At 40.0% G+C, this 12,218-nt stretch carries 13 protein-coding genes; 9 read left to right on the plus strand and 4 right to left on the minus strand.

Features of this window, described 5'->3' with window-relative positions; all coding sequences use genetic code 11:
* The first annotated feature begins 117 nt into the window (after nt 1-117).
* Together JXA84_03420 and JXA84_03425 are read left to right on the plus strand one after the other, a co-directional pair.
* Nucleotides 118-468, plus strand: a complete 351-nt coding sequence (locus JXA84_03420; GenBank protein MBN1150255.1) for a GtrA family protein — start codon at nt 118-120, stop codon at nt 466-468.
* Between the two features lie 26 nt (nt 469-494).
* Nucleotides 495-1,550, plus strand: a complete 1,056-nt coding sequence (locus JXA84_03425) for a T9SS type A sorting domain-containing protein (protein MBN1150256.1) — start codon at nt 495-497, stop codon at nt 1,548-1,550.
* A gap of 37 nt (nt 1,551-1,587) precedes the next feature.
* Here the strand turns inward: JXA84_03425 and JXA84_03430 are convergent, their stop codons facing one another.
* Both JXA84_03430 and JXA84_03435 read right to left on the minus strand, forming a co-directional pair.
* Nucleotides 1,588-2,985: a sodium:solute symporter family protein gene (locus tag JXA84_03430; protein MBN1150257.1), complete on the minus strand. Its 1,398-nt coding sequence runs from the start codon at nt 2,983-2,985 to the stop codon at nt 1,588-1,590.
* A complete protein-coding gene (locus JXA84_03435; GenBank protein MBN1150258.1) occupies nt 2,982-3,176 on the minus strand; it encodes a hypothetical protein in 195 nt (64 codons plus the stop codon). Before JXA84_03435 ends, JXA84_03430 begins: the two co-directional genes overlap by 4 nt.
* A 421-nt stretch (nt 3,177-3,597) precedes the next feature.
* Here JXA84_03435 and JXA84_03440 point away from each other — a divergent pair, with 421 nt between their 5' ends.
* A complete protein-coding gene (locus JXA84_03440; protein ID MBN1150259.1) occupies nt 3,598-4,185 on the plus strand; it encodes a DUF4230 domain-containing protein in 588 nt (195 codons plus the stop codon).
* 106 nt (nt 4,186-4,291) lie between these two features.
* On the opposite strand, the gene JXA84_03445 is transcribed toward JXA84_03440, so the two are convergent.
* Together JXA84_03445 and JXA84_03450 are read right to left on the minus strand one after the other, a co-directional pair.
* Nucleotides 4,292-4,726, minus strand: a complete 435-nt coding sequence (locus tag JXA84_03445) for a hypothetical protein (GenBank protein MBN1150260.1) — start codon at nt 4,724-4,726, stop codon at nt 4,292-4,294.
* Nucleotides 4,710-5,192: an HIT domain-containing protein gene (locus JXA84_03450; protein ID MBN1150261.1), complete on the minus strand. Its 483-nt coding sequence runs from the start codon at nt 5,190-5,192 to the stop codon at nt 4,710-4,712. The genes JXA84_03445 and JXA84_03450 overlap by 17 nt, the downstream gene beginning before the upstream one ends.
* A 91-nt stretch (nt 5,193-5,283) precedes the next feature.
* On the opposite strand from JXA84_03450, the gene JXA84_03455 reads away from it, so the two are divergent.
* From JXA84_03455 to JXA84_03480, 6 genes are all read left to right on the plus strand, one after another.
* Entirely contained in the window at nt 5,284-5,826 is a 543-nt protein-coding gene (locus JXA84_03455) for a hypothetical protein (protein ID MBN1150262.1), read from the plus strand.
* A 67-nt stretch (nt 5,827-5,893) separates the two neighbouring features.
* Nucleotides 5,894-7,240 (plus strand): hypothetical protein, encoded by a 1,347-nt coding sequence (locus JXA84_03460; protein ID MBN1150263.1) that lies wholly within the window; start codon nt 5,894-5,896, stop codon nt 7,238-7,240.
* Nucleotides 7,241-7,337: 97 nt separating this feature from the next.
* Entirely contained in the window at nt 7,338-10,289 is a 2,952-nt protein-coding gene (locus tag JXA84_03465) for a hypothetical protein (protein ID MBN1150264.1), read from the plus strand.
* Nucleotides 10,276-10,812 carry a hypothetical protein gene (locus JXA84_03470; GenBank protein ID MBN1150265.1) on the plus strand — a complete coding sequence of 179 codons (537 nt, stop codon included), beginning with the start codon at nt 10,276-10,278 and terminating at the stop codon, nt 10,810-10,812. The genes JXA84_03465 and JXA84_03470 overlap by 14 nt, the downstream gene beginning before the upstream one ends.
* Nucleotides 10,813-10,858: 46 nt before the next feature.
* Nucleotides 10,859-12,007, plus strand: a complete 1,149-nt coding sequence (locus JXA84_03475) for an AI-2E family transporter (GenBank protein MBN1150266.1) — start codon at nt 10,859-10,861, stop codon at nt 12,005-12,007.
* A gap of 6 nt (nt 12,008-12,013) precedes the next feature.
* Nucleotides 12,014-12,218 (plus strand): hypothetical protein (locus JXA84_03480; protein ID MBN1150267.1); only part of this gene is annotated, 205 nt, incomplete at its 3' end.

Genomic DNA, 12,218 nt, shown 5'->3' on the forward strand with positions numbered 1-12,218 from the left:
AGGTATAATAATAAAATAGTAAAATTATTTTGTTCAGCGAAAGGAAGGATAATAATAAGAAGTTTAAGGATAAACTCTGGGTTGACTATTAAATACGCGTTTTTTGCCGCTGTTTCAATGGCCTTGAACATATCAGTTCAGAGGGCGGTTCTCTTTTTTGATTTTAAGTATTCCCTCTTGGCGGCTATGTCCGCGGGAACTTTAGCAGGGCTTATACTAAAATACATTCTTGACAAGAAATATATCTTTTACTACAGAACAAAAAAAATTTCACATGACATAAACAAGTTCGTCCTTTACAGTTTTTTAGGAGGACTGACGACCGTTGTTTTTTGGTCTGTTGAACTTTTTTTTGAGTTTTGTGTTAAATTACCCTCTTCAAAATACATTGGAGCTGTGTTGGGGCTCACAATAGGCTATACACTGAAATATTTTTTGGACAAAAGATATGTCTTTATCTGTTCATAGGTTTAATTCTAAAAAAAGGAGATGAAATGAGAAAGCTTTTTGCAATGTTTTTGGTTTTTTTGCCTCTGGTTTATTTAACCGCGGCTGTCAGAAGGCCTGTTTTTGAAAACTTCATGAATCATACATGCGGCTTTTGCGTTCAATATGAACCAAATATAACTCAGTTTATAAACAATCATACTGACAGTTTGACAGTTGTTCGATATCATGTTAACTGGCCTTCTTCCATCGACCCTTTCTATCTTGACAACCCCACTGATAACAATGGGAGAAAAGACTATTATGGGGTCGGTGGTGTCCCGGACAACTACATGGACGGACAGATAAACGTTAGCTATCCTCCAACTCCTCAAGCTCTTGAAAACGCCTATATAGGCGCGATGTCAGAGCCCTCCTACGTAGAAATCATACTTGGTGGAACTATCGACCTTTCAACTAAAGAGGGGACTTTAAACGCGCAGATAATAGCAGAAGAAGAACCCGGACCCGGCCAGTACTATCTTCATATAGCTGCAGTTTCAAAAAACGTCCCCTATTCTTCAGGGAACTTTTCGTCGTTTTCTTATCCGATGAGGCAGATGTATCCTTATTACGGAGGTACAGCGGTGGACTTTTCAGGTGTTTTCCCCGACACTTTGGAGAAAAACGTGAACTTCCAGCTTGACACGACTTGGTGGCACTACGACGAAAACGAAATATTTTTTGCGGTTTGGCTTCAATCCGGAGTTCTCCCTTACAGACATATCTATCAGAGCTCTGTAATTGATATTTCCGAACTTGAACCTGTCGGCGTCGAGGAAAACCCAAACGTTGTTGCGGGGCAGACAGGCTTTTTAAATGTGTATCCGAACCCGGCGGTAAATTCCGCGAGAATTGTATTTTCCGTGCCTTTTTCTCAAGAGACAAGGATAGATATAATAGACCTTTCTGGAAGAATCGTGAAAAATTTCACTCTTAACCCTTCGGATGAAAAGGAAGTCGATTTTGTGGCGGACTTGTCCGATCTTTCCGCAGGAGCTTATATTGTAAATATCGTGAGCGGAGAAAAGGTTATATCCGGATCATTGAAAATTACGCGGTGAAGTGAACCCGAACCGAAAGTTTTCGAAGAAGACTGTTTTATTTGCCGGCAATTTTTTTTACCGCGAGGGAAAAGAGTAAAAAGAAAACAGAAACAGACCCGGCGGCAACCCCGTCTGCCATTCCCATTGTGGGAATGAATTTGAAAAATATCCCGACAACAGCGGCTTCGCCGGTTATAAGAGATATCAAGGCGGTAATTCTGCCGACACTTTTGAAATAAAGCGCGCAAAATACGGCTGGAAAAGCGGCAGCCAAAGCAGAAAATGTCGTCCCTACGAGAAAATTGAATATTGCTGTTTTTGAACTCATGCCCGCCCAAGACATACCACAAACGGCAACGCAGATTAAAATCGTAAATATTTTTCCCAGGGCGATTTCATTTTTCGTCTTGATCAAATCTTTGGCGAGCATCGTGGAGACCGATAGAAGTTGAGAATCCGCTGTGGACATCAAAGCTGCGAGAGCGCCTGTCATCGTCAGAGCATAAATGAAATTTGGAGCGAAATTTTCAACCATGGCAGGAAGGACGGAGTCTGGTGAAGAGAAGGTTATTGAAGTTCCTCTCGCCCAAACTCCTATTAAAACAGGGGGGAGGAAAAGAACCCCGACGAGAAGGGGGTACAACCATAGGGATGTCTTTAAAGCTTGGATATTCTTGGCCGCGAAGAAACGGGTGAAAATATGTGGGAAAACAGGGTTCACAAAAGTCCACAGTATGATCAGGGTGATCCATTTCTGTCCTGTAAAAAAATTTTCAGGTCCCGGCCTTGAAAAATGAGAGGGAGAGATCAAATAAGCGGAGTTTCCGGCGTTTTGAAATCCCCCAAGCGATTTTGCAACGAAAATCATCGCTGTTACTATCGCCACCGTCATAAAAACGCCCTGAAAAACGTCAGTCCACGCTGTTCCCCTCATCCCGCCTAAAACGACTGTGATTCCTACCAAAAATATCGATATGCAAGCTCCTTCCCTGACAAAGTCAAATCCAAGAATAGAGGAAAGAATAATTCCCCCACCTAATGCCTGTGTGTATAGGTAGGGAAGGGTTGAAATGACTAAAACTGTTAAAAATAATTTTTTCAGCAATGGACTTTCAAACTCACCGCCGACAAGTTCAGGTAAAGTCATGTAGTTTTTTTCTTTGCTGAGTTTCCACGCTTTTTTACCAATAAAATAGAAAGCGAAAGGAACCAAAGAAGTGCCTATAGCCATTACACCATATTGCCCGAAACCGTATTTCCAGGCTGCGCCAGCGAAACCGAGAAAGAAAAAAGCCGAAAAATTCGTTGCAGCGAGAGTGAAAAAAAGGACTGCCCCTCCGAAAGATCTCCCGGCTATAAAATAATCAAAAGGAGATGAAGAGGTTTTTTTTTTCGCTAAGGCGGAAATAAAAAATATTACGAGTATGTATAAGGCGATTATAAAGTAACTCATGTTTTATCATCCCATCGTTTGACGAGATAAAAGAGTACTGGGCTCAAAGAAAAAACCAGAAAAGTATCCCAGTATATCCAAGACGGGAGTCCGAATATAATTACGGCGCTTTTGTTCCAATCCCAAAAATCGAAACTCAACACCACATAAGCGAACCAAGCAAAAACCCAAAAAAAGCGAGTCTTTTTCATTTTCTCCTCTCAGAAGTTTTAAACAGCCTTTTCCTGGATTGATCCGGCTGGGAAAGACAAAACAATGCCGGAAAGTATAGAAGAGCTCTTTTTTACAATTTTTGGCGGTTTTTGTCAATGAAATTTGATTTATTGTCCTGGATAAGATACAATGGAAACAGGATGTTTTAAGCCATCTTTGAAAGGGACGGTTTTGAAAAGACTCATGGTCTTTTTTGGAAGAGGTATTTTAACCCGATTTTATTCCCAGGATCTTACTCTATCTGCTAAAGATTTTTGGAAAAAAATAAACCAAGCGCTGGTCATGTGATTAAAACATTGAAAATGGGCGGAAAATAGATGAAAAAAATTTTGATCTACTCCTGCATCATTGTGATTCTCGTTCTTCTGTTTTTAAGGTTTGTCTCGTGCTGAGGGAAAGATGCTGAAAAAATATTCATTAGTGATAACCCTTGCTTTCTTAATTGTTTTGTCGATCTCAATTCTCTTTGGTTCTTTGCTTATAAAAAACCGGGGTAAAAAAAAAGTTGTTTCTACCCTAGAAGTCTTGAGATCCGAACAGCTGATTTTTCTGGTGACAGACAAAATTGTAACTCAGGTCATAGTACAAGTTGACAACAGTCATTGGCTGACCGGTACGGACAAATCGCTAATTTACACTGTGGTCAGGATATATTACGGAGTGGATCTGAAAAAACTGACCGAAAATGATTTGAAAAAATCCGGAGACACCGTTTTCGTCAAAATACCTGACCCTGAAATCTTGGATATCTCGGTCAACTTGACCGATGTAAGCGTTTTCGAAAGCAAATCAGGAATTGTCAGACTCGTCGATCTGATAAAGGGAGAAAACACAGCTCTCAACCTGCTCGAAGAGTTTGAAATTCAGGCGAGAAGACTGGCTGAAGAAGAGGGTATGCTGCCTTCAAGAGAAAAAATATTGATGAACCTCAATTCTTTCGCTCCCCTGTTTTCCGAACAAACAGAATTCACCATTATCTTCATATAAAATTTACTGAAATCCAACAAATCCAAAGGCTACTTTTGTCGACCTCTTTCGAAGGTTGTAGGTTTTACTTTAAAGCAGTTAAACCGGTCTAAAATGATTTTGTAACTCAAACATCAGATCTGTCGGTAGTGAGCTTGTCATTGATGCTTTGAATTATTCTTTCCCTGTCTCCACCCGCGAATCGAATGTAAATGCCTCTGAAAGTTTCTAACCTAGAAGGTCTTGAGAAAGGGCTCAGGAGTATTCCATTTTTATCCGTGTAAAATGACCTGAGCTGTTTCCATTCTTTTCTAATCCTGACCGGACCAATCTTTTTCCAAACATGATTATCGTCAAATCCGTATTGAACAGGAAGAAAAAATTCTGAGACGTAAACGAAAACGCAAAAAGTCAGCAGAAATGACAGAACAATGCTTTCCATGACCATAAAAGTGAGAAGCCAAACCGAAATCAAAACAAGAAAAGCAAAAACTGTCAACGCCGGTTTTTCTGCGGCGAGCCATCCATTCCATGACATGGTCTCGTCAGACATGGATTTCATCGATGAGGCTGTGCCAGGTTTCCTCAGGAGACATTGAAACTACTTTGGTTTCTCCAAGAATAGGCATGAAATTCGTGTCACCGTTCCACCTGGGGACTATGTGCATGTGAAAATGTCCCGGTATTCCAGCTCCAGCGGTTCTGCCTAAATTGGCTCCAATATTGAATCCGTCTGGTTTGAATTTATTCTTCAACGCTCTTAAAACTTCTTTTATGCATATATTCATGTCGGTGAGTTCTTCTGTCGTAAGATTTTCAAAAGAACCTTCATGCCTTATGGGAGACACCAGAATGTGTCCGGAATTGTATGGGTAGAGATTGAGTATAACCAAAGATTTACCGGTCAAAAGAAGCCTGAATGTTTTTTTCGGATCAGGCTCCTTAGCAGCACGGCAGAATATGCATTCATTTATGTTGTCGACGTTTGAAATGTATTTGCTTCTCCAAGGTGCCCATAGACGTTTCATATAAATAGGATATAGAAAAGTAGTTAAAGGTCAAGAAATGTTTTTCGATTGCGTGGTTGATTTCGCGTTGGCTTTCTGATACTCTGGAAAAGTGGACGGCGGTAAAAAAAAAATTCTCAGAATACTTGAATTGGAATTCGCACTTCACCCAAAACTTCAACCAGTAGATATTTGTAAACTCTGCGCGCAAGCTTCAACTGGGGTTGACCATATACTGGAAGACAGAAAAAAATTTCTTGGTGAATTAAAGTGTGAGCTTGAAGCTCTGGATGAAAATTCTGATTTGAAAAGCCCCCTGCTTCAACCGATAGACCCAAAAGGACATATAGTCAGGATTCATCTAGCTCCTCTAAAGAGAAGCGGGTTTGATAAAGGCATGATCATAAAAATTTTATCTTCGCAAAAACTTCTTAGAAGAGGACAAGATTACGCTTTTAGGCTGAAAGAAATTATGAAAGATGTAATTGGGGTAAATTTTAAAACTATTGACGTGGATATGATTGACGAATTGTTTTCACAAAACACGGTGTTCAGGCATTCAAAACCATACGGGTTCGCATCTTACAGGGTGATAAACAACATTGAGGCCAATGAATTTTGCTTTCTGAAAATTCACATGAGACCTTTTTTCTAATACCCTAAAAGTGTTATATTGAGTTTGACCCTAATATTTGATAATATGCTTAAAGGATTAAAATGCTATGTTATCGACTGTAAATAGATTGATAGCTCTTTTTCAAGATTCCCTTAAAGAACTCGGAATAGAAATTCAGGATTCAAAGGTGGAAAAACTCGCTTTCCTGGTGCATAGTGCCATGACGGGTCAAAACCGGAATTTTCACACCCCTGAGCATGTATTCCAGATTTGTGACGGAATGAAACCAGTCCAGATCCTTGCTGGTCTTTTCCACGATATCGTTTACTACCAGATAGATCAGGGCTTCCCAGTGGTATTAAAAGACACTTTGACCGAATTTGTCGATGCCGATGAAAGGGAGATTCTGATAAAAAAGAAAATAAAAGACGAAAATGTAAAAATGGTTTTAGAAGTATTCGGTTTTGAATATGGTCAAAGACTTTCGGTTATGAACGGGATGAATGAGTTTTTAAGCGCCCTTTCAGCCGTGAAACAGCTCGAAAACATCCTGCCTCAAAAACACCTTCTCGCAATTAGCGCTTGCATAGAAGGCACTATACCGTTTAGGAAAAAAAGCGACGGGGACAAAAGTTGCTTTGAAAAACTCAACGAGAGAATTATTGTTGTGAACCAAAAATATAAATTCAATCTGTCGGATGAAGAAATATCTGAAATACTTCAAATGTCGGTAGAAATGGGAAACAAAGATGTTGAAAATTTTGCGTATGAAGATGTAGCTAAATTTCTTGACTGTACTTGGGAACTTTTGCCGGAGACAAATCCGATCCTCTGGGCTCACAGTATATATTCAATAAAAAATTACCGCAGTGCTCTGATGAAAATGGAATTATTCATGGAAAACGTCGACCCTTTGAGTATTTTTCATAATTATTCAGGTTTTCCGGATGATGAAAAATTTGGAAAAATGTCAAACCAGGCAATGAGAAACGTCTCTATAGCGAGAGAATATCTTGGAGTTAAACTCCTTTCGACTGGAATAATCGAAGCATTGGCATCGAGCACCGGAGGCGATGCTCCGATTTCAATGTTTTTGGGAGATGTCAAGCAATTTGGCTACAATGACGAGGGAAGAGCGGAGCATTATCTTCCGGAAGCTCTTTTGCAGGAAAACTTGAAATACAATTATATTGTTCTGTCGCTTTTGGAGACTGAGAGACCATCTGAAAATATTTTCGACATGAGGAATTCTCCTTTTTCTTCATTTATATATAAAAAACTCGGAAAAGAGAAATGCGAAAAAAACCTCAATCTGGCAAAACTGATGTTCAAAGGAGATATCAACCCTGAGAATTTTCTCGAAAAAATCGAGGCTGAGATAGTCACTGCTTTTGCGAAATCCTGTTCTGAAATTGCCATCACGAGAAAAGAAAAGCTTAAAGCATTTTTTTAAAAAGAGCTGGTTTTGGAGGCGGTAAAATGCTCTATGCTTCTTTGGTTTTAATGGTTCTGAACTCTATCGTTTTAAACATACAGTTTTTAAAGAGTAGATGAAAATATTTCTTCGCGTCTTCAGGCGTTATTCTTTTTATTATTCATTGCTACGTTTTCTTTTAGTCACCATGATGTTTCTGAATCTGTATCTTGTTTTTTTTAAGGCAGGCTTTTTTTGGGCGTTGGTGTTTTCATCGATACCGGGTGTTTTGTATTCTGTTGTCAAAATGAACACTGTTAAAAGCCGGTTTGACGAATTGACCGGAGCAAAAGGTGTTGTCAAAGCATCCTATGAATTTTGTACAATCAAACTACCGGGTTCGGAAGATTTAAAAGAGAAAACAGTAAAAAATGGTTTGAAACTTCTGATAAGAAAATCGCTTTTCGGTGCTAAGTTTTCTGAAATTGCGACCCTTTCGATCTTGACGGCGGTTTTACTTTTTGTCCCGAGGTTCGGTGCCGCGAAATATAATATGGCGGTAGATTTAAAGGTTGTCCCGTCAGGAGACACTATTTTGATTTTGGGACAAGACCTGAAATTCACTGTTTTCCCAGCTGAAAACAGCATGGGTTTGGAAGTTGTTGTCGACGGAGAGAAACTCGCTTCTTTTATAGAAAACGACAGTTTTTCGGCTTTGCTTTTAAAACCTCAAAGAAACCTGGATTTCAGGATTCAGGCAAAAAACGACACGCTGTCCACAGGATATATATATGTCAGGTCTCCCCCTCTTACTTGCCGGTCGGCACTGCTCGTTCTTCCGATTTATTTAGGCGGTGGGGAATATAATTTAGAAAGCAAAAAGGAATATATTGTTCCTGAAGGCAGTGTTTTGAGATTTGTCTTCGAGAGTGATGCAAGAATTGAAAAATGGAATGCCGAAGGCGGAGTTTTGAAAGACGAGAGCCCTGGGAGTGTTACTTGGGAAATCGTGGCTATGGATTCTGCACTTGTGATCTTGAGGGCATGCTCTTTTCTCGGTGACACAGTCGAAGAAAATTTTCGAATAAACGTAATAAAAGACAGGCCTCCTGTCTGCAGGTTGACTTTCCCGAGTGACAGGGTTTTACAAGTGGATTTTGACAAGGAATATGTGCTGAAGTTTGAAACGCAGGACGATTACGGGCTTACTAGTTCGCAGCTCCTGATATCTCAAGATAACAGGGATGAAGCCGTTCAGGGAGTGAGCCTGGAGGGCAAGGGACCTCTTGAAATAAATTATTCTTTTTATCCTGGGGATTATTTTTCAAAACCAGGAGATACCCTTTTGGCTTACGCCCGAACGGCGGACAATAGTCCTGAACATCAGACATCATACTCTGAGACTCTTTTGTTTGTAATGCCGGATTTGTATCAAATATTCTCGCGCTCTGATTCGGTTTTTGACACCGAAAAAACTTCTTCTTTCATACAAAAAGGGAGAGATTTGATGAGAGAAATCGAGGTGCTCGAGCAGAGATTAAAACTTTCGGATTCAGTGAATTTCGAAGAACAAAGAGATTTTCAAGAGCTTCTGAAAGATCACGAGTCCCTGATAGACCAGATATCTCGATCGTTAGACGATATGGACCTGTATTTGGAATATTCCGCCGAATCTTTCATGCTCGACAGTATGATCCTTGATAAGACAAGAGAAATTGCCGAAATTTACCGAGATCTTTTGGACGAGGAGACAAAAAAGGCTTTTGAAAGGCTATACGAATTAGCCGAAAATGCTGATGAAGAAGAAATCGAAAAAATATTGAGAGAGCTTAAAATCGAGAGTGAAGAACTCGTCGAATCTCTTGACAGAACTATTGATCTTCTGAGAAGGCTTCAGATTGAAAAAAAACTTGAAGAGCTCTCCAGAAGAACGCTCGAAGCCGCCCAGAGGTCTGCGAACCTTTCGACATCTGACAGGGAGCTGATGGGGAGACAGATAAAAAATATCGAAGATGATATTAGCAGAATACTGGAGGAAATCGACGAACTTGAAACGGAATTGATCCCCGATGAAGCTCTTGATGAAATTGAGGATTCTGAGATGCAGGGAGAGATGGCGATGGAAGAAATCCAAAAAATGTCAAATTATTCATCCTCCGAAGGTTTGACGGGAAAGCTCTCGTCCATGGCTTCGCATCTTCAAAAGGCCTCACAGATAATGTCCGGAAGCAGAATGCAGAGAGCCGCATTTCTTGTCAACCAGATAAAAGAAACTGCACTCGGGATATCGGAGCTTGAAGAGAGTATTTCAAAAGGTGAAACGGATCAAATCCTATCCCTCGCCTCTCTACAGTCTGTCATTAGGGCAAAAAACGCACTCGACTCCGTCTCAAGCGTCTCGTCTTTAGCTGAAAATAATATTGTTGAGTTGTTTTCGCTCATGCAAAATGAATTAGAGAAAACCAATGAGGCAATAGACCACAGAGCGGTAATGAAGCTCGCGAACGACGCTTACAGAGATCTGGAAAGGATAGAGAGGCTGATGGAAAATTACATGTCCGGGTCAAATTCAGGTATGCTACAACAATTGTCGCAGATGGGCGGAGAACAGGCGAATATTGGCAATTCCATCTCTCAGAGCCTCAACGGAAACTATCTTTCGCAAAGTCAGTTAGCGCAGATAGCGGCACGACAAAGAGCCCTTTCTGAGAAATTGTCCCAAATTTCAGGAAATTCGAACGGTTCAGCATGGATTTTATCTGAACTTCAGGAAATTGCTCGTCAAATGGAACTTTCCGCAAACGCGATTGAGAGAGGAGAAGTGACAAGGGAACTCGTCGACAGACAAAGAGGGATACTTCAAAAGCTTTTGGAGAGCCAAAGAGCCCTCAGGGAGCAAAGAACAAGGCCTGAAAGAGTCGCTCAAAGACCGGAAGGGGAATTCCGGTATCCTTTTTTCATCGGCATAGACAACCTAATTGAACAAAAGAGAAGTTCTACAAATACGACGTCTCCATTGATTTATGAGGATGAAGCAAACGTCTTTTTCAGATATTTGATCAAAAGGTATCACGATGCAGGTTTTTAGCGTTTTTTGTGTTCTTCAGGTAGTATTTTTTAATTTCATTGAACCATCTCGAATTCAAAAAGGCGACAGTTTGTATTTAGCCCTTGGTCCGGAAGCAGCCCTGGAATATTTCAAAAACTTAGCTGTAGCGACCGATGACACAGCTTTCAACGACGTGATGAGAAGAAGAGAGTATTTTGATAAGTTGTCTGGTCTTGGAATTTGGCGGGACAGTATTTACTTCTTGGACGTAGAATACGACGACGAAACATGCGAAAGATTTCTCTCCCATGATATTCCGAACGAAGTCAAAGCGTTGTTATGGGCTAAAAAAGCGACTTATATGTTCGAAGAAGGAATTATAAGTCAATCCTCGGATTATTATCTCAGGAGCGGGGGCTCGGTTAATATGCTTAAAGCAGCGAAAATGCTTTTTGAAACACACTCTGGAACAGCTAAAGATATTCTTCTGGAAATTGTCAGACAATACCCTTATACTCTTGAAGCCGACTTGGCGAGAATATATTTGGAGGAGTTATATTAAAGAGCAATGGCAAAATAAAATACTGATACTTGGTTTGTTCGCAATTTTGCTGTGGTCGGCAAGGAATGTCATTTCCCCTCCTTTCATAGCTATATTGACTATTTTACTTCTTTTTCCTGAAAGAAAATCCCAATGGGTCAAACCTTTTTTGTACTTGTCCCTTGCCGTTTTATTTCTCTGGATTTTGCTCAGGATAAAAATAGTCGTCCTTCCTTTTGTATTCGCGTTTATTCTCGCTTATGTCATATATCCTCTCGTGAAGAAACTCGAATCGTTTAGAATTCCCAAAATACTTTCAATAATGATTTCCGAATTCATAGTAATTTTGCTTCTCGCTCTGTTTATGGTGCTTCTCGTCCCTGTTTTAATAAATCAAGTCACCAACTTTTTGAATTATCTACCGCAGATCATCACTTTCATAAACGAGAAAGCTGAAATTACCCAGACATGGATAGACAAAAATGATGTATTGATGAAAATGGGTATAGACCTTAGAAGTTTTATTTCCATAGGCCAGGATGACATTCAAAACAGCCTGATAAGAATCAAAGATGTCCTTATGATTGTCATCAACACAATCTGGTATATTTTGATCATCCCTATAATCAGCTTTTTGTACTTAAAAGAAGCCGATAAACTTAAAATGTTTTTCAAGAAATTCTTCTCAGAAAAAACAGTTGAAAAAATGAGGTTCATTCTAAAGGAAGCTGATTCGGTTATAGGTCTTTATGTCAGAAGTCAGATAATAGTGTCTATACTCGACGGAATAATAGTCGGCGTCGGACTCACTTTAATGGGCGTGAGGTATTCAGTTCTTTTAGGAGTCCTCGCCGCCATATTTTCGGTTATACCGAATTTTGGATTTTTGTTTACCGTGATTGTCACTCTTTTGATTACGATTACTGGACCTAACCCGCTTTTGATGTCTTTGAAAGCCGGAGTAGTATTCGTCATAGAAGAGATTTTGCTGACTTTTGTTATCACCCCAAACATCATGGGCACTTCAATGGGTTTGAACCCTGTGGTTATAATGTTTTCTTTGATGGTAGGAGCTTCGATGTTTGGAGTGCCTGGACTCATTCTCGCCTCTCCGGTTGTTGCTCTGCTTTCGAGGTTTCTTATGAGAATCAAAAATAAAGAATCCGAAGCCGTTGAATCAAATGAAACCCGAGTTGAGAGCAAACCCGAGACGTGAATTTAGATGACCGATCACGAGAATTATAGATTTGAAAACAGTCAGAATTTCGAGATTCTGGAATCTTTTCAAATCTTGTTGCTCGAGAACACAGCTTTCAGAGAGATGATTCGTGAAATTTCAGAAATTGACACTTTGGCCGCAGAAAAATCCGCGAGGGGCGAAGATTGCTCAAAAGAAGAAAATACGAGGAGAGGCCTAGTCAAAGATC

It is taken from the genome of candidate division WOR-3 bacterium, from assembly GCA_016926475.1.
Taxonomy (GTDB): Bacteria; SDB-A; SDB-A; order SDB-A; family SDB-A; genus JAFGIG01.